The organism is Plasticicumulans acidivorans (assembly GCF_003182095.1).
GTDB lineage: Bacteria > Pseudomonadota > Gammaproteobacteria > Competibacterales > Competibacteraceae > Plasticicumulans > Plasticicumulans acidivorans.
On sequence record NZ_QGTJ01000006.1, the window covers coordinates 272,054 to 295,984 of the forward strand.

Below are 23,931 nucleotides of genomic sequence, written 5' to 3' on the forward strand. Positions count from 1 at the left end.
TCAATTGATTTTTTATGTATCTCTTTAGTCTGTTTTGATGCCTTTTGAGTTTTATATTTTATTGTTTTTTGTCTATAAATTTTATAAAACATCAATCACACGATGATCGCGTTTTACGGCTGATTATCGTGTGATGTGATGCCTTATGAAGGGCGCCGCCCGGCGTTCAGCGATGGCTGAAACGGGGTGCCCGTCTGGCGACGAAGGCGCGCATGCCTTCGCGGTGGTCGTCGAGCGCGAAGGTGGTCTGGAACAGCCGCCGCTCGAAGCGCAGGCCCTCGGCCAGCGAGGTTTCGAAGGCGACGTTGACCGCCTCCTTGATCGCCCAGGCCACCGGCTGCGACTGCGCGGCGATGCGGGCGGCGACGCGCAGCGCCTCGTCGAGCAGCTCGGCGGCCGGCAGCACGCGGCTGACCAGTCCGGCGCGCTCGGCTTCGGCGGCATCCAGCGTGCGCCCGCTCAGGCACATCTCCATCGCCTTGGCCTTGCCGATGGCACGCGTCAGGCGCTGCGTGCCGCCGGCGCCGGGCATCGTGCCGATGCCGATCTCCGGCTGGCCGAAGCGCGCCGTGTCGGCGGCGAGGATGAAGTCGCAGGCCATCGCCAGCTCGCAGCCGCCGCCGAGGCAGTGGCCGGCCACCGCGGCGATCAGCGGCTTGCGCAGCGTGCCGAGCAGCCCCCAGGCGTCACCGCGCACGTTGGGAAAATCACTGAGGAACAGGTCGATGTAGGCCTTTTCCTCCAGCTCGCGGATGTCGGCGCCGGCGGCGAAGGCGCGCTCGCTGCCGGTGAGCACGATTGCGCCGATCGCCGGCTCCTGCTCGAAGGCGAGCAGCGCCGCGGCCAGCTCGCGCAGCAGCGCCGCCGACAGCGCGTTCAGCGCCTGCGGCCGGTGCAGCGTGATCAGGCCGACGGCGTCGTGGCGCTCGACGCGCAGGTGCGCGTAGTCGGGCAGCGCGCCGGCTGCCGGATTGGACTCGTTCATCATCCCTCCCCGCCCGGCGTCGCCGCCTGCTTGAGCTTGTACAGCGGCTCGACCTCACCGACCGGCATGGTCGCCGCGCGACGCGCGGCATCGGCCTGCGTCAGCGGCTCGACCTCGCGCATCGAGGCCAGGCTGCGCACCGCCAGCGCGTGGTAGGTCGCCGTGCCCTCGCTTTTCCAGGCGATCTCCTGCTCGCTCAAGGTGCGCAGCACCCGCGCCGGGCTGCCGACGGCGAGGCTGCGCGGCGGGATCTGCTGCTGTGCCTTGACGAAGGCCATCGCCGCGACGATCGCCGCCTCGCCGATCTCGGCGCCGTCCATCACCACGGCGTTCATGCCGACCATGGCGTTGCGGCCGATGCGGCAGCCGTGCAGCACGGCGCCGTGGCCGATGTGGCCGTCGACGCCGACCACCGTGTCGGTGCCGGGGAAGCCGTGCATCACGCAGGTGTCCTGCAGGTTGGCGCCTTCCTCCAGCACCAGGCGGCCGAAGTCGCCGCGCAGGCTGGCGCAGGGGCCGATGTAGCAGCGCGGGCCGACGATGACATCGCCGATCAGCACCGCGCTCGGGTGCACGTAGGCGCTGGGATCGACCACCGGACGGATGCCGTCGATCTCGTAACAGGGCATGGCGAATCTCCTTGGCTGAGGCCGCCCGCCTCAGGCGGGACGGCGCGACTGCACGACGCGGAAACGGCTGGCGACGAACGCGGAATCGCTCAGCGCGGCATTGGCGGCGGGGTTGGCGCCGGTGCCGTGGAAGTCCGAGAACGCCGCCGACTGGTTGACGAAGACGCCGCCGGTGAGGTTCTCCGACAGCGCGACGCCCGCCTCCAGCATGGCTTCGCGCATCGCCTCCAGCACGGCCGCGTCGCGCGCATACACCGCCGCGGTCAGCGCGCCGTGGCTCTGGATCAGGCGCTTGGCCAGCGCGATCGAGTGCGCGGTGTCGTCGGTGGCGATGCAGAAGGCGATCGGGCCGAAGTGCTCATGGCTGAACACCGCCTCGTCGCGCGCGGCGTCGAGCTTGAGCAGCAGCGGCGTGCGCACGCAGGCGTCGGCATAGCGCGGGTGTTCGATCGCTTGCGAGGCCAGCACCACGGCACCGAGCTGCTGCGCCGCTTCCAGGCGTTCGAGCACGCCGCGGTTCTGGATCGCGCCGAGCACCTCGACCGCGCGCGCCGGGTCGGACAGCAGCTTCTGCACGCCGCCCGCCAGCGCCTGCGCCACCTCGTCGAAGCTCTTGTGGCCGTCCTCGGTGTCGATGCCGTCGCGCGGGATATAGAAGTTCTGCGGCGCCGTGCACATCTGCCCGGAGTACAGCGCGAGCGAGAAGCTCAGGTTGCGCACCAGGCCGCGGAAGTCGTCGGTGGCATCGATGACCACGCTGTTGACGCCGGCTTTTTCGGTGAACACCTGCGCCTGGCGGGCGTTGTGCTCCAGCCATTCGCCGTTCGCCGAGGAGCCGGTGAAATCGATGATGCGCACTTCCGGGCGCAGCGCCAGCGTCGCCCCCGGCGTGCCGACGGCGAGCGCGACCAGCTCGGGATCGAAACCGGCCTCGGCCAGCACCTCACGGCAGATGCGCACGGTGATCGCCAGCGGCAGCACCGCGCCGGCGTGCGGCTTGACCAGCACCGCGTTGCCGGTGACCAGGCTGGCGAACAGCCCCGGGTAGCCGTTCCAGGTCGGGAAGGTGCAGCAGCCGATGACCAGCGCCACGCCGCGCGGCATCACCGTAAAGGTCTTGTCGAGCTGCAGCGGCTCGGCCTTGCCCTGCGGCTTGACCCAGTGCGCGCTGCCGGCCTGCTCGTGCATGGCCTGCCAGGCGTAGGCGACGGCCTCCAGGCCGCGGTCCTGTGCGTGGGGGCCGCCGGCCTGGAACGCCATCATGAAAGCCTGCCCGGTGGTGTGCATCACCGCCTCGGCGATCTCGAAGCTGGCGCGGTTGAGCCGCGCCAGGATCTCCAGGCAGACGCCGGCGCGGGTATCGGCGCCGGCGCGGCGCCAAGCCGACATTGCCGCCTGCATCGCCGGCAGCAGCACGTCGAGGTCGGCGCGCGGATAGCGGATGTCGAGCGCGAAGCCATACGGCGAACGCTCCTCGCCGACCCAGTCGACGCTGCCGGCCTGCGCCAGCGCGAAGGGCTGGCCGAGCTGCGCGTTGAAGGCGGCGCGCGCCTGCTCGGCGGTGTCCTCGCCGTAGAGGCGGCCGCTCGGCATCTCCGCATAGGCGCTCCAGTACTCGCGGCTGTGGCAGGCGGCCAGCGCGCGTTCGAGGGTTTCGCGGTGGCGTTCGTAGAGGGGATGGGTCATGGCGGGGACTTCCTTCGGTGGTGGTGCGCGGTGGCGGCGGACAGGACGGCGGAACGACTGCGCAGCGACCTGTCAATGATCTGTGTTGACTCCGGGGCCTAACATAACGCAGGATTCGTGATACTCAAATACGGCATACAAACAAAATTAATGTATCTCTTTTGAGGCCGACGAAATCCGCAGTGGTTTACAGGAAAAATTCAGTCATATGCGGACAACACGGCAACAAAACGAATCAGTATCGCGACATTGCATCGCAACATAGACCGTATCTATGTATCACATTGCAGACCACCGCCCGGAGGCCCCGAACACCGTGGAGAACTACCGCGACATCCGCCTGCAGACGCCGTCCGACGGCGTCCTGCTGATCACCCTGCAGCGCCCTGAAGTGCTCAATGCGCTGCGCAGCGCGCTGCTCGCGGAGCTGGCGGCGGCGCTGACGCAGGCCGCCGGCGACGAGGCCGTGCGCTGCGTGGTGCTGAGCGGCGACCGCCGCGCCTTCGCCGCCGGCGCCGACATCCGCGAGCTGGCCGAGCTCGACGCCATCGGCGTGCTCAAGGACCGCCGGCCGCAGTACTGGCAGGCGATCCGCCACTTTCCGAAGCCGCTGCTCGCCGCCGTCAACGGTTACGCGCTCGGCGGCGGCTGCGAGCTGGCGATGCACGCCGACATCATCATCGCCGGCGCGGACGCCCGCTTCGGCCAGCCGGAAATCCGCCTCGGCACCCTCCCCGGCGCCGGCGGCACGCAGCGGCTGGTGCGCAGCGTCGGCAAGTCGCTGGCGATGAAGATGGTGCTGAGCGGCGAGCCGATCGATGCGCAGACGGCGCTCGCCGCCGGCCTGGTCGCCGAGGTGACGGTGCCGGAGCTGACGCTCGAACGCACGCTGGAGCTGGCACGCAGCCTCGCCGCGCGGCCGCCGCTGGCGCTGCGCCTGGCCAAGGAATGCGTGCTCAAGAGCTACGAACTGCCGCTGGAAGGCGCGCTCGACGCCGAGCGCAAGGCCTTCGCGCTGCTCGCCGCCAGCGCCGACCGCCGCGAAGGCATCGCCGCTTTCCTCGACAAGCGCCAGCCGAACTTCCTGGGAGCCTGAGCCATGAGCTTCACGACGATCCGCTTTGAACAGCGCGACGACGCCGTCGCCATCATCACGTTGAACCGCCCGGAGCGGCTCAACAGCTTCAACGCCGAGATGCACGCCGAGCTGCGCGCGGCGCTGCAACAGGTGCACAGCGGCGGCGCGCGGGCGCTGCTGCTGACCGGCGCCGGCCGCGGCTTCTGCGCCGGCCAGGATCTCAACGACCGCAACATCGACCCCGACGGCCCGGCCCCCGACCTCGGCCGCTCGATCGACGAGGGCTACAACCCGCTGGTGCGCACGCTGCGCGGGCTGGAGCTGCCGGTGATCGCCGCCGTCAACGGCGTCGCCGCCGGCGCCGGCGCCAATCTGGCGCTGGCCTGCGACATCGTCTTTGCCGCGCGCTCGGCGAGCTTCATCCAGGCGTTCTGCAAGATCGGCCTGATCCCGGACAGCGGCGGCACCTGGTTCCTGCCGCGGCTGGTCGGTCAGGCGCGGGCCACGGCGCTGACGATGCTCGGCGACAAGATCAGCGCCGAGCAGGCGGCGGCCTGGGGCATGATCTGGCAGTGCGTCGACGACGCCGCGCTGCTCGACACCGCGCTCAGCGCGGCCTGCCATCTGGCGACGCAGCCGACCCGCGGCCTCGGCCTGATCAAGCGCGCGCTCAACGCCGCCGCCACGCACACGCTCGACCAGCAGCTCGACCTCGAACGCGATCTGCAGCGCCTGGCCGGGCGCAGCGAGGATTACCGCGAGGGCGTCGCCGCCTTCCTTAGCAAGCGCACGCCGCAGTTCCGGGGGCGCTGAGATGAGCGCGCTGCCACGGGACAGTCTCGTCGCCGTCATCGGTGCCGGCACCATGGGCGCCGGCATCGCCCAGGTCGCCGCCCTCGCCGGTCATCCGGTGCGGCTCTACGATGTGGCGCCGCAGGCCGCCGAACGCGCCGTCGGCGCGCTGCGCCAGGCGCTCGCCGTGCTCGTCGACAAAGGCCGGCTCGGCGCCGCCGAGGCCGATGCCGCCGCTGCGCGGCTGCACGCCGCGGCGAGCCTCACCGAGCTGGCGCCGGCCGGCCTGCTGATCGAGGCTATCGTCGAGCGGCTGGAGGTCAAGCAGGCGCTGTTTCGCGATCTGGAGGCGATCGTCGCCGACTCGGCGATCCTCGCCAGCAATACCTCGTCGATTTCACTGACGGCGATCGGCGCCGCGCTGGCGCGGCCGCAGCGGCTGCTCGGCATGCACTTCTTCAATCCGGCGCCGCAGATGCGTCTGGTCGAGGTGATCAGTGGGCTGGCCACCGAGGCCGACTGCGTGACGTGCATCGTCGATACCTGCCGCGCCTGGGGCAAGACGCCGGTGCGGGCGCGTTCGACGCCGGGCTTCATCGTCAACCGCGTCGCCCGTCCCTATTACGCCGAGGCGCTGCGCCTGCTCGGCGAAGGCGCGGCCGACGCCGCCACGCTGGATGCGCTCTACCGCGAGGCCGGCGGCTTTCGCATGGGGCCGTTCGAGCTGATGGATCTGATCGGCCACGACGTCAACTACGCGGTGACCTGCTCGGTATTCAGCGCCTACTACAACGATCCGCGCTTCCTGCCGAGCCTGCTGCAGAAGGAGCTGGTCGACGCCGGCCGCCTCGGTCGCAAGAGCGGCATCGGCTTCTATGACTACCGCGCCGGCGCCACCCGGCCGCAGCCACAGACGCTGGCGGCCGCGCCGGCCCCGGCCGCGCTGCGGGTCGAAGGAGATCTCGGTCCGGCCGAGCCGCTGCTGGCGCGGCTGGCAGCGGCCGGCATCAGCCTGACGCGCGACGCCGGCCCCGGCCGCCTGGTCTGCGGTGAGCTGACGCTGGCGCTCAGCGACGGCCGCACGGCGACCGCGCGGGCCGCCGCCGAGCAGCGGCCGGACTACGTGCTGTTCGATCTGGCCGGCGACTACGCCAGCACGCCGCGCCTGGCGCTGGCGGCTGCGGCGCAGGCCGCGCCGACGGCGCTGGCGGACGCCGCCGGGCTGTTCGCCGCCGCCGGCATCCAGTGCTCGGCGCTCGCCGACGTGCCGGGGCTGGCCGTTGCCCGCAGCGTGGCGATGCTCGCCAACGAGGCCGCCGATGCCGTCAATCAGGGCGTGTGCAGCGCCGCCGACGCCGACACCGCGATGTGCCTTGGCACCAACTACCCGCGCGGCCCGCTGGCCTGGGCCGATGCGCTCGGCCTGCCCTGGGTCGTCGCGCTGCTCGATCACCTTGCAGCCGGCTACGGCGAAGACCGCTATCGCGTCTCGCCGCTGCTGCGCCGCCTCTGCCTTGCCGGGAGACCCTGCCATGACTGATCCCAAGCCCCTGAGCGTGCGCGCGCTCGACCGCCAGGCGCTCGCCGAAGCCTGCGCCGAGGCGATGTACGCCCGCGACTGGTGCGCACAGGCCCATGACATCCGCCTGGTCGAGGTCGCGCCCGGCCGGGCGCGGATGACCATGCCGGTGCGCCGCGACATGGTCAACGGCCACGACATTTGCCACGGCGGCATGATCTTCACGCTCGCCGACACCGCGTTTGCCTACGCCTGCAACGGCGGCAATCGCGTCACCGTCGCCTCCGGCTGCCGCATCGACTTCGCCGCCCCGGCGCGCCTCGGCGACACGCTGAGCGCCGAGGCCGAGGAGCGCGCGCAGGCCGGGCGCACCGGCGTCTACGACATCACCGTGCGCCGCCAGGACGGCACGCTGATCGCGCTGTTCCGCGGCAATGCCTATCGCATCCAGGGCGAGGTCGTGCCCGGCCTGGTCGCGGCCGACGACTGAGCCGCCCCCCTATTCACCAGACTTCCGCCACTGACAGGGACCGCAGAGTCCCGTGAGGAGATTCATCATGATCGATGCTTTCATCTGCGACGCCGTGCGCACGCCGATCGGCCGTTACGGCGGCGCGCTCGCCGCGCTGCGCGCCGACGATCTCGGTGCCGTGCCGCTGCGGGCGCTGCGCCAGCGCCAGCCGCAGCTCGACTTCAGCGCCGTCGACGACGTCATCTACGGCTGCGCCAACCAGGCCGGCGAGGACAACCGCAACGTCGCGCGCATGTCGGCGCTGCTCGCCGGGCTGCCGGTCGAGCTGCCGGGCACCACCGTCAACCGCCTGTGCGGCTCGGGTATGGACGCCGTCGGCCTGGCGGCCCGCGCGATCCGCGCCGGCGAGGCGCAGCTGATGCTGGCCGGCGGCGTCGAGAGCATGAGCCGCGCGCCCTTCGTGCTCGGCAAGGCCGACAGCGCCTATGCGCGCAACGCGCAGATCTTCGACACCACCATCGGCTGGCGCTTCGTCAACCCGGCCATGAAGGCGATGTACGACACGCATTCGATGCCGGAAACCGCGGATAACGTCGCCGAGCAGTTCGGCATTGCCCGCGCCGATCAGGACGCCTTCGCCGTGCGCTCACAGCAGCGCTGGGCGGCGGCGCAGGAAGCCGGGCGCTTCGCCGATGAGCTGGTGACGGTCGAGATCGCGCAGAAGAAAGGCGAGCCGCACCGTGTCAGCGTCGACGAGCACCCGCGCCCCGACACCACGCTGGCGCAGCTGGCCCGGCTGCGCGGCGTCAACGGCGCCGACAAGAGCGTCACCGCCGGCAATGCCTCCGGCGTCAACGACGGCGCCTGCGCGCTGCTGCTGGCCAGCGAGGCGGCCGCGGCGCGCCACGGCCTGACGCCGCGGGCGCGCGTCGTGGCGATGGCGACCGCCGGGGTGGCGCCGCGCATCATGGGCATCGGCCCGCTGCCGGCAACGCGCAAGGTGCTGGCGCTGGCCGGGCTGCGCCTGGCGGACATGGACGTCATCGAACTCAACGAAGCTTTCGCGGCACAGGCACTCGCCGTGCTGCGCGAGCTCGGCTTGCCCGACGATGCCGCCCACGTCAACCCGAACGGTGGCGCGATCGCGCTCGGCCACCCGCTCGGCATGAGCGGCGCGCGGCTGGTGACCACGGCGCTCTACGAGCTGCAGCGCCGCGGCGGCCGCTACGCGCTGTGCACGATGTGCATCGGCGTCGGCCAGGGCATCGCGATGATCATCGAGCGCGTCTGAAGCGTCGCGACTCGCTTTCCCCCGCACCGATACCGATAAAAGCCGTACCCGCCTGAGGAGGCCCGTCATGCGCAACACGCCGCCCCGTCCCGAAAGCCTCGATCCGCTCGAACGCGCCAGCATCGACGAGCTGCGCGCACACCAGCTCGAACGCCTGCGCTGGTCGCTGCGCCACGCCTACGACAACGTGCCCCACTACCGCGCGCAGTTCGAAGCCGCTCACGTCCACCCGGACGATCTGCACACGCTGGCCGATCTCGCCCGCTTCCCCTTCACCTCGAAGAAGGATCTGCGCGACACCTATCCGTTCGGCATGTTCGCCGTGCCGCAGGAGCAGCTGGCGCGCATCCACGCCTCCAGCGGCACCACCGGCAAGCCGACGGTGGTCGGCTACACCAAAAATGACATCGACACCTGGGCCGGGCTGGTGGCGCGCTCGATCCGCGCCGGCGGTGGCCGCCCCGGCGACAAATGCCACATCGCCTACGGCTACGGTCTGTTCACCGGCGGCCTCGGCGCGCATTACGGCGCCGAGCGCCTGGGCTGCACGGTGATCCCGATGTCCGGCGGCCAGACCGAGAAGCAGGTGCAGCTGATCCAGGACTTCCGCCCCGACATCATCATGGTCACGCCTTCGTACATGCTGACCATCGCCGAGGAGTTCATCCGCCAGGGCATCGACCCGGCCGAGACCTCGCTGCGCCTGGGCATCTTCGGCGCCGAGCCGTGGACCGGGGCGATGCGCGCCGACATCGAGGCGCGCTTCGGCATCGACGCCGTCGACATCTACGGCCTGTCGGAAGTCATGGGCCCGGGCGTGGCCAGCGAGTGCATCGAGCACAAGGACGGCCCGCACGTCTGGGAGGATCATTTCTACCCGGAGATCATCGACCCGCAGAGCGGCGAGCCGCTGGCGGACGGTGAATACGGCGAGCTGGTGTTCACCTCGCTGAGCAAGGAGGCGCTGCCGATCGTGCGCTATCGCACGCGCGACCTCACCCGCCTGCTGCCGGGCACGGCGCGGCCGATGCGCCGCATCGACAAGATCACCGGCCGTTCCGACGACATGCTGATCATCCGCGGCGTCAACGTCTTCCCGTCGCAGGTCGAGGAGCTGATCCTGAAGATCCCGCAGCTGGCGCCGACCTACCAGCTGGAGATTTCGCGCGACGGCCACATGGACTGCCTCGATGTGCTGGTCGAGCCGCGCGCCGATCTCGCCGCCAGCATCGGCGACCGGGCCGCTGCCGACATCACCCGGCAGCTGGTGCACGCGATCAAGACCTACATCGGCATCTCGACGCGCGTGCACCTGCTCGAACCGGGACGGCTGGAGCGCTCGATCGGCAAGGCCCGGCGCGTCGTCGACCGCCGGCCGAAGTCCTGAGTGGCCTGAGCCGCAGCGGCCGTGCGGCTCAGGTGTGCAGCAGCAGCGTGCCGGCGCGGGTGTCGGCCGCGGCGCAGCAGGGCCCGTCACAGAGCATCGCCGGATCGTTCGCCAGTTCGCTGCTGAGAAAATCGACGAAGGCGCGCACCCGCGCCGACTGCCGGCGGCTGACCGGAAACACCGCGTGGATCGGCACGGCGTCGGTTTCGTATTCGCGCAGCAGCCGCACCAGGCGGCCGTTGCGCACGTCGTCGCCGAAATGCCAGATCGCCGAGCGGGCGACGCCGAGCCCGCTCAGCGCCATCGAACGGATCGCTTCGAGGTTGTCGGTGCGCACATTGCCGGCGACCGGCACCGCCAGGCGCTCGCCGTTGCGGTGATAAGTCCAGGTGTCGTGCACGCTGGCCGGGGCGAACACCAGGCAGTTGTGCTGGCTGAGCTCCTGTGGCGTGTGCGGCTCGCCGCAGCGGCGCAGGTATTCGGGGGCGGCCACGGTGAGCAGATGCGTGCTGCCGACCGGGCGGGCGATCAGGCCGCTGTCGGCGAGCGCGCCGAGGCGCAGCGCCACGTCGACGCCGGCGGCGACCAGATCCTCGATGCCGTTGTTCAGGTGCAGCTCGACGCGCAGCTGCGGAAACAGCGCCAGAAAGCGTCCCAGCCGCGGCGCGATCTGCAGGTGGCCGAAGCTCACCGGCGCGGCCACGCGCAGCACGCCGGCGACCACCTCCTGCCCGGTCTTGAAACTGTTCTCGGCGATGTCGATCGCTTCGAGGATGCGCCGGCATTCGCGGTAATAGCGCTGACCCTCATCGGTCAGTGACAGCTGCCGGGTGCTGCGCTCGATCAGATGCCCGCCCAGATCCTGCTCCAGTGCCCGCACCTGGCGGCTGATATTGGGCTGACTGGTGTTGAGCTCGCGCGCCACCGCTGAAAAGCTGCCGCGTTCGACCACACGCACGAAAGCCGCCATCGCAGCCAGTTTGTCCATCTTTGATCTCCGTCAGGTTGGCGATCACTCATGCTGCCTGCACCGACGACACTGATTCATACCGCATACGCATAAATCATATGCCTGCAACGTGACTTCACGCGCCATCGATCCGCTCGGAAGACTGCGTGTGCATAAAACACCCGCCGATTTAAACGAGAAACGTATCCATGACCGCCTGTTCCGTCCGCTGCCCGTGGCCGCGTGCCGGCGCCGTGCTCGGCGCCGGCACGGCCGCGGTGTGGCGCCTTGCCGGCCGCGGCGCGCGCGGCCTGCGCCACTGGCCGGCCGCGCTGAACCCCTCGCCGGTGTACCGGCACGCGCTGCGCACGGTATTCGGTGCGCTGCTGGCGCTGTGGCTGGCCTACTGGTTCGAGCTGAGCACGCCGTTTTCAGCGGCGACCACGGTGTTGCTGGTGGCGCAGCCGATGCACGGCATGGTGCTGGCGAAAAGCCTGTACCGGCTCGGCGGCACGCTGATCGGTGCGCTGATGGCGCTGCTGCTGACCGCCGCCTTCGCCCAGCACCCGGAAATGTTCATCCTCAGCTTCGGCCTGTGGATGGCCGTGTGCAATTTCGCCTCGACGCTGCTGCGCAGCTTCCGTTCCTACGGCGCGATCCTCGCCGGCTACACCGTGGCGCTGATCGCCCTGCCCGCCTACGGCCATCCGCAGGACATCTTCGCGCTGACGGTGGCGCGGGTGTCGACGGTCGGCCTCGGCATCGTCTGCTCGGCGGTGGTGGCCTCGCTGACCTCGGTGCGCTCGGCCGAGCGCTCGCTGAGCACGGCGCTCGCCAACACCTGCACGGCGCTCGCCGCCTATGCCCGCCAGGCACTGACCACCTGTGATGCCGAAGCGCTGCGCGAACCGCGGCGCAAGCTGGCGGCGACCATCTCCGGCTTCGATGCCCTGCTCGAATTCGCCGCGCTGGAAAGCTCGGTCGGCGTTGCCGAACTGTCGCGCGCGCTGCGCAGCACCGCCGTGGCGATGTTCGGCGCGCTGACCGCCGCCGCCGCCGCGCAGGAGGCGCTGGCGCGCCTGCCGGCGGCACAGCGCGCGGCACTGGCCGGAACGCTCGATGAGTTCGGGGCGGTGCTGCAGTCACTCGCCGCCGGCGTGGTGCCGGGACCGCAGCTGGAGGTGCAGGAGGCGCAGCTCGCCGCCTGTGCGGCCCGGCTGGAAAGCGCGTTCGTCGCCGACGATCTGGCGCGCCTGAGCGTGCTCGACCGCCTGCGCGAGCTGGCCGACGAGCTGGCGCTGTGCCTCGACGGCCTGGCGGCGCTCAGCGGCCAGCGCCCGCTGCGCCGCAGCGTGCGCCTGGCCCACCATCGTGACTACGGCTGGGCGGCGATCAACGCCACGCGCTCGGCGCTGGTGGTGTGGCTGGCCGGCGCGTTGTGGTTCGTCAGCGCCTGGCCGATGGGCGAGCTGATGCTGGCGATGATCGTGCCCAACATCGGCCTGCTGTCGCTGCGCGACCATCCGGCACGCGACGCGGTGGATTTCGTCATCGGCAGCAGCCTGGCCTCGCTGGCGGCGTACCTCTACCTGATCGCCGTGCTGCCGCAGATCTCCGGCTTCGCGCTGCTGGCGCTGGCGCTGGGCATTCCGCTGCTGCTCGCGGTGGTGGCCTCGATGCGTCCCGCCACCGCCTTCATCGGCGTCGGCTTCTACGTGTTCTTCATCACGCTGCTGGCCCCGACCAACCCGATGGTCTACGCGCCGGAAACCCTGCTGAACTCGGCGCTGGCCACGGTCGGCGGCGCGATCATCACCGCGGTGGTCTACCGGCTGGTGCTGCCGGTCGGCTCGCGCCGCCACGTGCGGGCGCTGGTGGCGGCGATCCATGACGACCTCTACCTGCTGATCCGCGAACGCTCGCTCGACGCCGCGCCGCACTGGGAAAGCCGCATGCACGAGCGCCTGGTCCAGCTCGGCGCCCGTCTGCGTGCCGAGGGCAGCCTGCGCGAGCGACTGATGCGCAGCGGTTTTGCCGCGCTGCGCATCGGCCGCGAGGTGCTGCGCCTGCGCGTGGCCCTGCGCGACGACGAAGCCGCCCGCCTGGCCAGCGCGCCGGCGGTGGCGGCCCTGCGCGAACTGCCGCAGGCGCCGCGCCGCGCCGTGCGCGCCTGCCACGAGGCCGCCGAGCGCCTGCTGGCCCTGGCGGCGGACGCCGGCGACGACGGCCGCACGCGGCTGCGCAGCGCCGCCGCCTTCGCCGAGATCGGCATTCTGCTCGGTCGCCACCGTTTATTCTTCAGCCTGTTGACGAAATCGTGATGCTTAAAGAAATCAATATCTTCGGCATCGTCTTTGCGCCGTTTGCCTGGCATCTGCTGCTGGCGCTGCCGCCGTTTCTGCTGTGTCGCTGGCTGCTCGCGCGCCGCGGCTGGCTGTTCAAGGTCTGGCATACCGGCCTGTTCGAGCTGGCGCTCTACATCATCATTCTCAGTCTCGTGGTGTACCAATGAAGACCAAAGTCATCCGCGTCGCCGTCACGCTCGGCTGTACCGCCGTGGCGGTGCTGCTCACGCTGGCGCTGTGGCAGCACTACATGGTCGCGCCGTGGACGCGCGACGGGCGCATCCGCGCCGAAGTGGTCAGCATCGCGCCGGAAGTCGCCGGCACCGTGATCGCCGTCGAAGCCCGCGACAACGGCTTCGTGCACAAGGGCGACGTGCTGTTCGTCATCGACCCGGCCCGCTACCAGCTGGCGCTCACCGGGGCCGAGGCCGCGCTCAAGCGCGAACTCGACGCCCAGCGCATCGCCAACAGCAACGCCAAGCGCCGTCTCAGCCTCAGTGACCAGGCCATCTCCGCCGAGGAAAAAGAGCAGTACCGCAACACCCTGAGCATGGCCGAAACCGCCGTCGAGGCCGCGCAGGCACAGGTGGCGCTGGCCAGGCTGAATCTGGAACGGGCCACCGTGCGCTCGCCGGTCAACGGCTACGTCACCAACCTGCACCTGCGCAGCGGCGATTACGTGCAGGTCGGTCAGGCGCGCGTCGCCGTGGTCGACAGCGATTCGTTCTGGGTGGTCGGCTACTTCGAGGAAACCAAGCTCGGCGGCATCCGCCCCGGCGACAGCGCCAGCATCGACATGATGGGTGGCGGCGCCACGCTGCACGGCCGCGTCGATAGCATCAGCCGCGGCATCGCCGACCAGAACGCCGGTGCCGACGGCGCCATGCTGCCGACCGTCAACCCGGTGTTCACCTGGGTGCGCCTGGAGCAGCGCATCCCGGTGCGCATCCACCTCGAAGACGCCCCGCCCGACCTCGCCCTCGCCGCCGGCATGAGCTGCACCATCGTCATCGGCGAAGCAACCGGCCTCTGGCACGACCTGCGCGCCGCACTGTGGCCGCGACCGGCGGAGCGCTCGGGGGTTTGAGCGGCAGAGCGCGGCTCAGCGGGCCGAGGTTTTTGAGACCTGTGCCCCTTATCCTGTCGCGCCCGCTCCAGTTGAACCTGTCGTGCTTCATCGAACGCATGGAGCGCCGTTGACGACAATGGCGCGGGAGCTGATCTGATCGACTGCCCTGCCGGGTGGCTTGACCTCACCAGGCACACGGATACATTCACCAACGAATGTCGATCCGAGCCAGCCACGAAGCAGTGCCAGAGCCATCCAAGCGTCAGGCACCCGGTGAAATCCCAATGAAGAAGTCCTTTGCACCGCTCATGGCGGGGCTTCTGGGCGCGGGCCTGTGTCTCGTGACCGCGTGGATCAACTTCAGCGCGCTGTCTGAAGCCTATGGCTCAGGTCCACCCTATTACTCCCGAACGACAAACATGGATAAGTAGGTCGACCCGCTCCCGTATCTCATCCCGGTGGATCTGCTCCTGCTGGGCATCGCGGCGATCGCTGTGCGCTTCTCACTCAAGAGATTGGGGGCGGTTCAATCGTAGGGTGCGCTGCCACGGGGAATTTGATGAGGCTCCAGCCTTTGAGAGGCTGAAGCTCTTGCATCATCCCGGACGCATGCATTAGTGGAATAGGGCTTTATTCACCCGGCAAGCATGCACATCAAAGTCACGATGATTCATAACTTCGTTGCATGCTTGCATGGTTTTGCCATGGATGAGCCCGGTGCACGCAAACTGCCGCAGGCCGTTCAGGAGTGATGACGGCAATACGCCATTCGGTATCTTGGGGCAGGATTCATGACGACATCAGAACAACAAATCGAGCGCGAGCTGATCACCAAGCTGAGCGATCTCAAGTACAGCTACCGTCCGGACATCCGTAACCGCGCTGCGCTGGAAGCCAATTTCCGCGAGAAATTCGAGGCACTCAACCGGGTGCGCCTGACTGATGCTGAATTCCAGCGCCTGCTCGACAGCGCGATCACACCCGATGTCTACAATGCGGCCCAGACGCTGCGAAATATCAACAGCTTCGAGCGCGATGACGGCACGCCGCTGAATTACACCCTGGTTAATGTCCGTGACTGGTGCAAGAACGACTTTGAGGTCGTGAATCAGTTACGCATCAACACCGACAACAGCTATCACCGCTATGACGTGATGCTGCTCATCAACGGCGTGCCGGTGCTGCAGATCGAGCTGAAAACGCTGGCCGTCAGCCCGCGCCGGGCCATGCAGCAAATCGTCGATTACAAGACCGACCCCGGCAATGGCTACGGCAAGACGCTGCTGTGCTTCATCCAGCTCTTCATCGTCAGCAACCGCACCGACACCTGGTACTTCGCCAACAACAACGCGCGGCATTTCAGCTTCAACGCCGACGAACGCTTCCTGCCGGTCTATCAGTTCGCAAGCCCGGACAACAAGAAGATCACCCACCTCGACGCCTTTGCCGACAAGTTCCTCGCCAAGTGCACCCTGGGCGAGATGGTCAGCCGTTACATGGTGTTGGTGGCCAGCGAGCAAAAGCTGCTGATGATGCGGCCATATCAAATCTATGCCGTCCAAGCCATTGTCGAGTGCATTCACCAGAACTGCGGCAACGGCTACATCTGGCACACCACCGGCAGCGGCAAGACGCTGACCTCGTTCAAGGCCTCCACCCTGCTCAAGGACAACCCGGACATCGACAAATGCCTGTTCGTGGTGGACCGCAAGGACCTGGATCGCCAGACGCGCGAGGAATTCAACCGCTTCCAGGAAGGCTGCGTCGAAGAAAACACCAACACCGAAACCCTGGTGCGCCGCCTGCTCTCCGACGACTACGCCGACAAGGTCATCGTCACCACTATCCAGAAGCTGGGCCTGGCCCTCGACGGCAGCAACAAGCGTAACTACAAGGAGCGCCTGGAACCGCTGCGCAAGCAGCGCATGGTGTTCATTTTCGACGAATGCCACCGCTCGCAATTCGGCGATAACCACAAGGCCATCAAGGAGTTCTTCCCCAACGCCCAGCTGTTCGGCTTCACCGGCACGCCCATCTTCGAGCAGAACGCCAGCTATCAGCAGATCGAGGGCCAGCAGGCCAGTTATCGCACCACCGACGATCTGTTCCAGCGCTGCCTGCATCAATACACCATCACCCACGCCATCGAGGACCGTAACGTCCTGCGTTTCCATATCGATTACTTCAAGCCGGAGGGCAATCATCAGCCCAGAGCCGGTGAAGCCCTCGCCAAGCGCAAGGTGATCGAGGCCATCCTGGCCAAGCACGACGCCGCCACCGCCGAGCGCAAGTTCAACGCCGTGCTCGCCACCGCCAGCATCGTTGATGCCATCGAGTACCACGCACTGTTCCAGACCGTGCAGGATGAAATGCGGCAGCAAGACCCGGACTTCGCGCCCTTCAACATTGCCTGCGTGTTCTCCCCGCCCGCCGAAGGCAACAAGGACGTGCAGCAGATTCAGGAAGACCTGCCGCAGGAAAAAGCCGACAACCAGCAAGACCCGGAAGGCAAGAAAGCGGCGCTCACCCACATCATCGCCGACTACAACGCCCGCTTTGGCACCAACCACCGCATCGGCGAATTCGACCTCTACTACCAGGACGTGCAAAAGCGCATCAAGGACCAGCAGTACCCCAATGCCGACCTGTCCCATGCCCAGAAGATCGACATCACCATCGTCGTGGACATGTTGCTCACCGGCTTCGACTCCAAGTACCTCAACACTCTGTACGTGGACAAGAACCTCAAGCACCACGGCCTGATCCAGTCCTTCTCGCGCACCAACCGCGTGCTCAACGACAGCAAGCCCTACGGCAACGTGCTCGACTTTCGCCAGCAGCAGACGGGCGTAGACGAAGCCATCGCCCTCTTCTCCGGCGAGAGGATCGACAACCCGCGCGAAATCTGGCTGGTCGAGCCGGCCGCCGAAGTGCTGCGCAAGTACGAAACCGCCGTCGCGGGCATGGCGGACTTTATGAAGAAGAAGAATCTGGTCTGCGAACCCGAGCAGGTCTTCAATCTCCAGGGCGACACCGCCCGTGTCGAATTCGTCAACCGCTTCAAGGAAGTACAGCGCCTCAGGACCCAGCTCGACCAGTACACCGACCTAGTTCCCGAGCAGAAAGAAAAGATGGAAGCCATCCTGCCGCAGGACCAGTTGCAGAGCTTCCGCAGCACCTATCTGGAAACCGCCAAGCGTCTAAAAGAGCAGCAGACCAAGGAAGGCGAGCAGGCACCACCCGCCGTGCAGCAGCTCGATTTCGAGTTCGTGCTGTTTGCCTCCAGCCTCATCGATTACGACTACATCATGGGTCTCATCGCCCGGATGACGGCGCAGAAACCCGGCAAGACCACGATGAACCGCGAGCAACTGATTGGCCTCATCCAGGCCGACGCCAAGTTCATCGACGAGCGCGACGACATCGCCGAATACATCCGCAGCCTGCCGCTGGGCGAGAAGCTGATCGAGCCGGAAATCCGCGCCGGTTACGAACGCTTCAAGGCCGAGAAGAAGACCCGCGAACTCACCGATATTGCCGCCAAGCACAAGCTGGACGCCGCCGCCCTGCAAGCCTTCGTGGACGAAGTGCTACGCCGCCGTATCTTCGACGGCGAACGCCTGAGCGAGCTGATGGCCCCGCTGGGCCTGGGCTGGAAGGCGCGCACCCAGGCCGAACTGGCGCTGGTGGGGGACCTGACGCCGCTGCTGCACAAGCTGGCTCAAGGACGCGAAATTTCGGGGCTGAGTGCGTATGAGCAGTAAGGGCACGGATGCGATGAGGAAAGACAACAGCAATAAGTCGGCGCTGGTGCCACGGCGGCGGTTTCCCGAATTTCAGGATGCGAGCGAGTGGGAAAGCAAACCTCTAAAAACCATGGGGGCCTTCTTTCGGGGCCTCACTTACTCAGCAGATGAAGTGGCTGAAGAGGGACTTCTGGTACTACGTTCGAGCAATATTCAGGATGGCACCCTCGTTTTGGACAAGGACCTTGTTTTTGTCGATAAACCATGTCCTGACGATATTCAATTGCGCAGTGGAGACATCGCAATTTGCATGTCAAATGGCAGCAAGGCTCTTGTCGGGAAAAGTGCGGAGTTTCGAGGCGACTACGATGGCCATTTAACCGTCGGCGCGTTCTGTTCGATTTTTCGACCTTCTGTTGAGTTTGCGAAGCTGATTTTTCAAACGCCGAAATACGCCAAGTTTGTCTCAGTTGCGATAGGTGGCGGCAACATCAACAACTTGAAGAACTCTGATTTGGAGGAACTCGACCACCCCGTTCCTAGGCTACAGCCCGAACAACAAAAAATCGCCGACTGCCTATCTTCCCTCGACGAACTGATCACGGCGGAAACCCAAAAGCTGGACGCCCTCAAGACCCACAAAAAGGGCCTGATGCAGCAGCTTTTCCCCCGCGAAGGCGAAACCGTCCCACGGCTGCGGTTTCCGGAGTTTCGGGAGGCGGGCGAGTGGGACGAGAAGCGGCTGGGTGAAGTTGGAAATGTGCGGATGTGCAAACGCATTCTCAAAGAGCAAACCAGCCCGCGTGGCGATATACCATTTTACAAAATTGGTACGTTTGGCGGTGTGCCGGACGCATATATCTCGAGAGAGATTTTTGAGAATTTCAGGAACAGTTATCCATTTCCGAAGAATGGAGCAGTGCTTATTTCTGCTGCGGGGACAATTGGAAGGACGGTTCGCTATAACGGTGAACTTGCGTACTTTCAAGACTCGAACATTGTTTGGCTTGAGAGCGATGAAGACTTAATTGCAGATGGTTTTCTACTATATATCTACCAATTGATTAATTGGGCACCAAGCGTCGGAGCTATTCAAAGACTTTACAACGAGAATATTCTTGGTGCTCAGGTTAAATTTCCGAGCATTCCAGAACAACAAAAAATCGCCGACTGCCTGTCATCCCTCGACGAACTGATCACAGCGGAAACCCAAAAGCTGGACGCCCTCAAGACCCACAAAAAGGGTCTGATGCAGCAGTTATTCCCGGTGCCGGATGAGGTTCCCGCATGACGCAGCTCATTCTCTACACCAGCGAAGATGGTAAGAGCCAGATCCAGTTACGTGCTGAGGGGGGCACGGTGTGGCTCTCTCAATCGGAGATGGCCGAGCTGTTCCAGACTTCCAAGCAGAACATCTCGCTGCATCTGAAAAATGTCTTTGCCGACGGGGAGCTGGACCCGGCGGCAACTGTCAAGGAATCCTTGACGGTTCAAACCGAGGGCAGCCGCCGGGTCGGCCGCCCGCTCACGCTCTACAAGCTCGACGCCATCCTGGCCGTCGGCTATCGCGTGCGTTCGACGCGCGGGGTGCAGTTCCGCCGCTGGGCGAGCACGGTGCTGAAGGAGTACCTGCTCAAGGGCTTCGTCATGGACGACGAGCGGTTGAAGAACCCGGATGGCCGCCCGGATTACTTCGACGAGATGCTGGCGCGCATCCGCGACATTCGCGCTTCGGAAAAGCGTTTTTATCAGAAGGTACGCGACCTCTTTGCCCTCTCCAGCGATTACGACAAGACCGACACGGCCACCCAGCAATTCTTCGCCACCGTGCAGAACCTGCTGCTCTATGCGGTGACGCAGCAGACCGCCGCCGAATTGATCCTGGCGCGGGCCAATGCCGCCGATCCGCATTTCGGCCTGTTGACCTGGAAGGGCGCGCAGGTGCGCAAGCAGGACGTCGTCGTCGCCAAGAATTATCTGTCTGAAGACGAAATCGATACCCTCAACCGGCTGGTGGTGATCTTTCTGGAAACGGCCGAGTTGCGCGCCAAACGCCAGACCATCACGCCCATGGCCTTCTGGCAGGAAAACGTGGGCCAGATCATTACTGCCAATGGCTTTCCCCTGCTAAGCGGCGCGGGTTCCGTCAGCCATGCCCGCATGGAACAAAAGGTGGGCACGCTGTTTCTGGATTACGACCAACGCCGCAAGGCCGAAGATGCCTGCGCCGCAGATATGCAAGACGAAGCTGAGTTGAAGGCGCTGGAAAACACCCTGAAAAAGCGACCCAAGCCATGAGTGCGTTGGGCACTTTCCACACGGATATCAAGGCCATCCTCGAACAGGCGCGCGGCAAGGCACGTTCGGCGGTGAATGCGGCGATGGTGGAGGCTTACTGGCTGATTGGCCGGCGGATCGTTGAAGAGGAACAGCGCGGACAGCACAAGGCGGAATACGGCAGCCGCTTGCTGGAGAACCTTTCAAAGGCGCTGACGTCGGATTTTGGCAGGGGCTTTTCATATGCCAACCTGCGCAACTTCCGCCAGTTCTATCTCACCTATCCCGATCAGGAGATTTGCTACACGGTGTGTAGCAAATTGAGCTGGAGCCACAACCGGCTCATCATGCGAGTGGATGACCCCAAGGCCAGGACCTATTACCTGACGGAGGGGGCTGCGCAGCAGTGGAGCGTCAGGCAGCTGGAGCGCAACATTCAGACGCACAGCTTCCAGCGCCTGCTGTCCTCACAGGCAAGCGAGGCGGAGGGGGACGCGGCCAGCGCTCATGCGCTGGGCGATTTCATCAAGGACCCCTACGTGCTGGAGTTCCTGCAACTGCCGGAAGCCGGACAACTCAAGGAGAGCCGGCTGGAGCAGGCGATCATCGATGAGTTGCAGAAATTCCTGCTGGAGCTGGGTAAGGGCTTCTCGTTCGTCGCCCGGCAAATGCGCATCAGCACCGAAACCAGCCATTTCTATATCGACCTGGTTTTCTACAACTATCTGCTCAAGTGCTTTGTCATCATCGACCTGAAAACCGGCAAGCTCAGCCATCAGGACATCGGTCAGATGGACATGTATGTGCGCATGTTCGACGACCTCAAACGCGGCGAAGATGACAACCCCACCATCGGCATCATCCTGTGCGACAGCAAGGATGAAACCGTCGTCAAATACTCGATTCTCCAGGGGAGCCAGCAACTTTTCGCTTCCAAATATCAGCGCGTGCTGCCGACCGAAGCGGAATTGATTGCCGAGATCGAACGGGAAAAACGTTTGATCGAGGGAAGCGATTGAGCCCGATGCCGCACAACGACAAACCATGAATTCACCATGACCGATCTCGAAAAACAAAAACTGGGCAAGACCCTCTGGACCATCGCCGACCAGTTGCGCGGCGCCATGAACGCGGATGACTTCCGCGATTACATGCTGGCCTTTCTGTTCCTGCGCTATCTGTCAGACAACTACGAAGCCGCGGCCAAAAAGGAGCTGGGACCGGATTACCCGGAACTGGAGCCTGAGGACCGCTTCAGCCCCCTGTCGTTCTGGTATGTCGATAACACTGCGGACATCTCCGCGTTCGAACAGCAGATGCGCCGCAAGGTGCATTACGTGATCGAACCCGATTACCTGTGGACCAATATCACCGAGTTGGCCCGCACCCAGGACGCCGAGCTGCTGCACACGCTGCAGCAGGGCTTTGACTACATCGAGAACCAGTCTTTCGACAGTACCTTCAAGGGCCTCTTTTCGGAAATCAATCTGGCCTCTGACAAGCTCGGCAAGACCTACCCTGAGCGCAATGCCCGCTTATGCAAGATCATCAGCGAAATCGCCAAGGGACTGACGCAATTCAGCACCGACAGCGACGCGCTGGGCGATGCCTACGAATACCTGATCGGCCAGTTCGCCGCCGGCTCGGGCAAGAAAGCGGGCGAGTTCTACACGCCGCAGCCTATTTCCAGCGTCCTTTCCGCCATCGTCACGCTGGACAGCCAGGAACCGGCAACGGGACAGCGTCCGCAGCTGGAGAGCGTTTTGGACTTTGCCTGCGGCTCTGGCTCATTGCTGTTGAATGTGCGCCACCGCATGGGGCCGCACGGCATCGGCAAGATTCACGGCCAGGAAAAGAACATCACCACCTACAACCTGGCGCGCATGAACATGCTGCTGCATGGGGTGAAGGATTCCGAGTTCGAAATCTTCCACGGCGACACCCTGCTCAACGAATGGGATCTGCTGCGCGAAACCAACCCGGCCCAGATGCCGAAGTTCGACGCCGTGGTGGCCAATCCGCCCTTCAGCTACCGCTGGGAGCCGTCTGATGCGCTGGGCCAGGATGTGCGCTTTAAGAACTACGGCCTGGCGCCCAAATCGGCCGCCGACTTCGCCTTCCTGCTGCATGGCTTTCACTTCCTCAAGCAGGACGGCGTGATGGCTATCATCCTGCCGCACGGCGTGCTGTTCCGTGGCGGCGCCGAGGCGCGCATCCGTACCAAGCTGTTGAAAGATGGCCACATCGACACGGTGATCGGCCTGCCGGCCAATCTGTTCTTCTCCACCGGCATTCCGGTCTGCATCCTGGTGCTGAAGAAGTGCAAGAAGCCGGACGACGTGCTGTTCATCAACGCCGCCGAGCACTTCGAGAAGGGCAAACGGCAGAACCAGCTGCTGCCCGAGCACATCGACAAGATCATCGACACCTACCAGCACCGCAAGGAAGAGTCGCGCTACTCACGGCGGGTGGGCATGGAGGAAATCGAGAAGAACGATTTCAACCTCAACATCTCGCGCTATGTGAGCACGGCGGAAGCTGAAGCAGAGATCGACCTTGCTGCCGTGCATGCCGACTTGGTCGCCGCTGAGCACAAGGTCACCGAAGCCAAGCAGCGCCACAATCAGTTTCTTGCGGAGCTGGGGCTGCCGTTGCTGCCGTGACGAACCTGCGAATGCCTCCCCCGGCAAGCGCGGCCTGGCGGGAGGGACTATATGGATTCCCTCGCCGCCTGGAATGCATTGACGCAAAAAGGCTCGACCCAAAAGCCGTGACGTCGTGATGTTGCTGTCCCGGCGGGCTGGAGCGTCCGCCGTGTCGTGCCTGCCGGCTTCACCGCGTCATGCACCGGCCCCCCGCCTCGCTCAGCGCCCCCGAAACCTCGCTTCGCGCCGATCGAGGAAGGCGTTCATGCCTTCCTGCAGGTCGGCGGTGGCGAACAGGGCGTGCATGGTGCGGCGTTCGAACAGCAGGCCCTCGCTGAGCGGACTTTCGTAGGCGCGGTTGATGGCTTCTTTCAGCGCGATCGTTGCCAGTGGCGGCTGGGCGGCGATGCTGGCGGCGATGGCGGCGGCTTCGGTCTGCAGCCGTTCGGCGGGGACGAGGCGCGAGATCAGGCCGATGCGTTCGGCTTCGGCGGCGTCGATGGTGCGTGCGCTCAGGCACAGGTCCATCGCCCGCGCTTTGCCGATGGCGCGTGGCAGGCGCTGGGTGCCGCCGGCGCCGGGGATGACGCCGAGGCGCAGTTCCGGCAGGCCGAAACGGGCGCTGTCGGCCGCGATGATCAGGTCGCAGGCCAGCGCCAGCTCGCAGCCACCGCCCAGCGCGTGGCCGGCGACGGCGGCGATCACCGGCTTGCGCACGCGGCGGATGGTTTCCCAGTTGCGGGTGACGTAATCGCTGGCGAAAACGTCGGCGTAGCTCCAGCCGCGCATCGCGGCGATGTCGGCACCGGCGGCGAAGGCACGTTCGCTGCCGGTGATGATGATGGCGCCGATGTCGGCATCGGCATCGGCGGCCAGCAGCGCCGCGCCGAGCGCATCCATCAGCGCGTCGTTGAGGGCGTTGAGCTGGCGCGGGCGGTTCAGCGTCAGCGTGGCGACGCGGCCGCTGCGGCTGCACAGCACCGGTGATTCGGTTTCCTGTTCCTGCATGGTGGGCTCCGGGAGGCGACGGCCGGCGCGCGGCGCCGGCGTCGGTGCGGGTG

At 65.9% G+C, this 23,931-nt stretch carries 19 protein-coding genes; 14 read left to right on the forward strand and 5 right to left on the reverse strand.

Annotated features, from left to right (window positions below):
- Positions 1 to 166: 166 nt before the first annotated feature.
- Genes C7443_RS12215 through paaN form a run of 3 tightly spaced genes read right to left on the reverse strand, consistent with a single transcriptional unit; the run spans position 167 to position 3,300 of the window.
- Complete coding sequence (locus C7443_RS12215) at positions 167 to 955, reverse strand: enoyl-CoA hydratase-related protein (RefSeq protein ID WP_281279407.1); 789 nt, start codon at positions 953 to 955, stop codon at positions 167 to 169.
- A 29-nt stretch (positions 956 to 984) separates the two neighbouring features.
- Positions 985 to 1,614 (reverse strand): phenylacetic acid degradation protein PaaY, encoded by a 630-nt coding sequence (paaY, locus tag C7443_RS12220; RefSeq protein ID WP_110018899.1) that lies wholly within the window; start codon positions 1,612 to 1,614, stop codon positions 985 to 987.
- Positions 1,615 to 1,644: 30 nt separating this feature from the next.
- Positions 1,645 to 3,300 carry a phenylacetic acid degradation protein PaaN gene (paaN, locus tag C7443_RS12225; protein ID WP_110018900.1) on the reverse strand — a complete coding sequence of 552 codons (1,656 nt, stop codon included), beginning with the start codon at positions 3,298 to 3,300 and terminating at the stop codon, positions 1,645 to 1,647.
- 274 nt (positions 3,301 to 3,574) lie between these two features.
- Between paaN and paaF the strand changes: the two genes are divergently transcribed.
- The 6 genes from paaF (at position 3,575) to paaK (ending at position 9,839) form a co-directional block, all read left to right on the forward strand.
- A complete protein-coding gene (gene paaF, locus C7443_RS12230) occupies positions 3,575 to 4,396 on the forward strand; it encodes a 2,3-dehydroadipyl-CoA hydratase PaaF (protein ID WP_110018901.1) in 822 nt (273 codons plus the stop codon).
- A gap of 3 nt (positions 4,397 to 4,399) precedes the next feature.
- Positions 4,400 to 5,191 carry a 2-(1,2-epoxy-1,2-dihydrophenyl)acetyl-CoA isomerase PaaG gene (gene paaG / locus C7443_RS12235; RefSeq protein ID WP_110018902.1) on the forward strand — a complete coding sequence of 264 codons (792 nt, stop codon included), beginning with the start codon at positions 4,400 to 4,402 and terminating at the stop codon, positions 5,189 to 5,191.
- 1 nt (position 5,192) lies between these two features.
- Positions 5,193 to 6,710 (forward strand): 3-hydroxyacyl-CoA dehydrogenase PaaH, encoded by a 1,518-nt coding sequence (paaH, locus tag C7443_RS12240; protein ID WP_110018903.1) that lies wholly within the window; start codon positions 5,193 to 5,195, stop codon positions 6,708 to 6,710.
- Complete coding sequence (gene paaI, locus C7443_RS12245) at positions 6,703 to 7,179, forward strand: hydroxyphenylacetyl-CoA thioesterase PaaI (protein ID WP_110018904.1); 477 nt, start codon at positions 6,703 to 6,705, stop codon at positions 7,177 to 7,179. Before paaH ends, paaI begins: the two co-directional genes overlap by 8 nt.
- A 67-nt stretch (positions 7,180 to 7,246) precedes the next feature.
- A complete protein-coding gene (pcaF, locus tag C7443_RS12250) occupies positions 7,247 to 8,452 on the forward strand; it encodes a 3-oxoadipyl-CoA thiolase (protein WP_110018905.1) in 1,206 nt (401 codons plus the stop codon).
- Between the two features lie 67 nt (positions 8,453 to 8,519).
- Positions 8,520 to 9,839, forward strand: coding sequence for a phenylacetate--CoA ligase PaaK (paaK, locus tag C7443_RS12255; protein ID WP_110018906.1), 1,320 nt, complete (start codon positions 8,520 to 8,522; stop codon positions 9,837 to 9,839).
- A gap of 28 nt (positions 9,840 to 9,867) precedes the next feature.
- Here paaK and C7443_RS12260 read toward each other — a convergent pair whose 3' ends face one another.
- The gene (locus C7443_RS12260) at positions 9,868 to 10,827 is read right to left on the reverse strand and encodes a LysR family transcriptional regulator (protein ID WP_110018907.1); all 960 of its coding nucleotides are present in this window, start codon (positions 10,825 to 10,827) and stop codon (positions 9,868 to 9,870) included.
- Positions 10,828 to 10,997: 170 nt separating this feature from the next.
- On the opposite strand from C7443_RS12260, the gene C7443_RS12265 reads away from it, so the two are divergent.
- From C7443_RS12265 to C7443_RS12305, 8 genes are all read left to right on the forward strand, one after another.
- Complete coding sequence (locus C7443_RS12265) at positions 10,998 to 13,109, forward strand: FUSC family protein (protein ID WP_110018908.1); 2,112 nt, start codon at positions 10,998 to 11,000, stop codon at positions 13,107 to 13,109.
- Complete coding sequence (locus C7443_RS12270) at positions 13,109 to 13,300, forward strand: DUF1656 domain-containing protein (protein ID WP_110018909.1); 192 nt, start codon at positions 13,109 to 13,111, stop codon at positions 13,298 to 13,300. Before C7443_RS12265 ends, C7443_RS12270 begins: the two co-directional genes overlap by 1 nt.
- A complete protein-coding gene (locus tag C7443_RS12275) occupies positions 13,297 to 14,220 on the forward strand; it encodes an efflux RND transporter periplasmic adaptor subunit (protein ID WP_110018910.1) in 924 nt (307 codons plus the stop codon). The genes C7443_RS12270 and C7443_RS12275 overlap by 4 nt, the downstream gene beginning before the upstream one ends.
- A 773-nt stretch (positions 14,221 to 14,993) precedes the next feature.
- Entirely contained in the window at positions 14,994 to 17,966 is a 2,973-nt protein-coding gene (locus tag C7443_RS12285) for a type I restriction endonuclease subunit R (RefSeq protein ID WP_110018911.1), read from the forward strand.
- Positions 17,956 to 19,239 carry a restriction endonuclease subunit S gene (locus C7443_RS12290; protein ID WP_110018912.1) on the forward strand — a complete coding sequence of 428 codons (1,284 nt, stop codon included), beginning with the start codon at positions 17,956 to 17,958 and terminating at the stop codon, positions 19,237 to 19,239. Before C7443_RS12285 ends, C7443_RS12290 begins: the two co-directional genes overlap by 11 nt.
- Entirely contained in the window at positions 19,236 to 20,246 is a 1,011-nt protein-coding gene (locus C7443_RS12295) for a virulence RhuM family protein (RefSeq protein WP_110018913.1), read from the forward strand. The genes C7443_RS12290 and C7443_RS12295 overlap by 4 nt, the downstream gene beginning before the upstream one ends.
- Positions 20,243 to 21,244, forward strand: coding sequence for a PDDEXK nuclease domain-containing protein (locus C7443_RS12300; RefSeq protein ID WP_110018914.1), 1,002 nt, complete (start codon positions 20,243 to 20,245; stop codon positions 21,242 to 21,244). The genes C7443_RS12295 and C7443_RS12300 overlap by 4 nt, the downstream gene beginning before the upstream one ends.
- 36 nt (positions 21,245 to 21,280) lie before the next feature.
- Positions 21,281 to 22,888 (forward strand): type I restriction-modification system subunit M, encoded by a 1,608-nt coding sequence (locus tag C7443_RS12305; protein WP_110018915.1) that lies wholly within the window; start codon positions 21,281 to 21,283, stop codon positions 22,886 to 22,888.
- Between the two features lie 201 nt (positions 22,889 to 23,089).
- On the opposite strand, the gene C7443_RS12310 is transcribed toward C7443_RS12305, so the two are convergent.
- Entirely contained in the window at positions 23,090 to 23,878 is a 789-nt protein-coding gene (locus C7443_RS12310) for an enoyl-CoA hydratase-related protein (RefSeq protein ID WP_110018916.1), read from the reverse strand.
- Positions 23,879 to 23,931: the final 53 nt, after the last annotated feature.

Bases quoted from the DNA above. Each gene is read 5' to 3' on its own strand.
- C7443_RS12295 (WP_110018913.1), top strand. From the start codon at position 19,236: ATGACGCAGCTCATTCTCTACACCAGCGAAGATGGTAAGAGCCAGATC.
- paaK (WP_110018906.1), top strand. From the start codon at position 8,520: ATGCGCAACACGCCGCCCCGTCCCGAAAGCCTCGATCCGCTCGAACGC.
- paaI (WP_110018904.1), top strand. From the start codon at position 6,703: ATGACTGATCCCAAGCCCCTGAGCGTGCGCGCGCTCGACCGCCAGGCG.
- paaN (WP_110018900.1), bottom strand. From the start codon at position 3,300: ATGACCCATCCCCTCTACGAACGCCACCGCGAAACCCTCGAACGCGCG.
- paaF (WP_110018901.1), top strand. From the start codon at position 3,575: ATGTATCACATTGCAGACCACCGCCCGGAGGCCCCGAACACCGTGGAG.
- C7443_RS12275 (WP_110018910.1), top strand. From the start codon at position 13,297: ATGAAGACCAAAGTCATCCGCGTCGCCGTCACGCTCGGCTGTACCGCC.
- C7443_RS12285 (WP_110018911.1), top strand. From the start codon at position 14,994: ATGACGACATCAGAACAACAAATCGAGCGCGAGCTGATCACCAAGCTG.
- paaY (WP_110018899.1), bottom strand. From the start codon at position 1,614: ATGCCCTGTTACGAGATCGACGGCATCCGTCCGGTGGTCGATCCCAGC.
- pcaF (WP_110018905.1), top strand. From the start codon at position 7,247: ATGATCGATGCTTTCATCTGCGACGCCGTGCGCACGCCGATCGGCCGT.
- C7443_RS12270 (WP_110018909.1), top strand. From the start codon at position 13,109: ATGCTTAAAGAAATCAATATCTTCGGCATCGTCTTTGCGCCGTTTGCC.
- paaH (WP_110018903.1), top strand. From the start codon at position 5,193: ATGAGCGCGCTGCCACGGGACAGTCTCGTCGCCGTCATCGGTGCCGGC.
- C7443_RS12290 (WP_110018912.1), top strand. From the start codon at position 17,956: ATGAGCAGTAAGGGCACGGATGCGATGAGGAAAGACAACAGCAATAAG.
- C7443_RS12265 (WP_110018908.1), top strand. From the start codon at position 10,998: ATGACCGCCTGTTCCGTCCGCTGCCCGTGGCCGCGTGCCGGCGCCGTG.
- C7443_RS12305 (WP_110018915.1), top strand. From the start codon at position 21,281: ATGACCGATCTCGAAAAACAAAAACTGGGCAAGACCCTCTGGACCATC.
- paaG (WP_110018902.1), top strand. From the start codon at position 4,400: ATGAGCTTCACGACGATCCGCTTTGAACAGCGCGACGACGCCGTCGCC.
- C7443_RS12300 (WP_110018914.1), top strand. From the start codon at position 20,243: ATGAGTGCGTTGGGCACTTTCCACACGGATATCAAGGCCATCCTCGAA.
- C7443_RS12310 (WP_110018916.1), bottom strand. From the start codon at position 23,878: ATGCAGGAACAGGAAACCGAATCACCGGTGCTGTGCAGCCGCAGCGGC.
- C7443_RS12260 (WP_110018907.1), bottom strand. From the start codon at position 10,827: ATGGACAAACTGGCTGCGATGGCGGCTTTCGTGCGTGTGGTCGAACGC.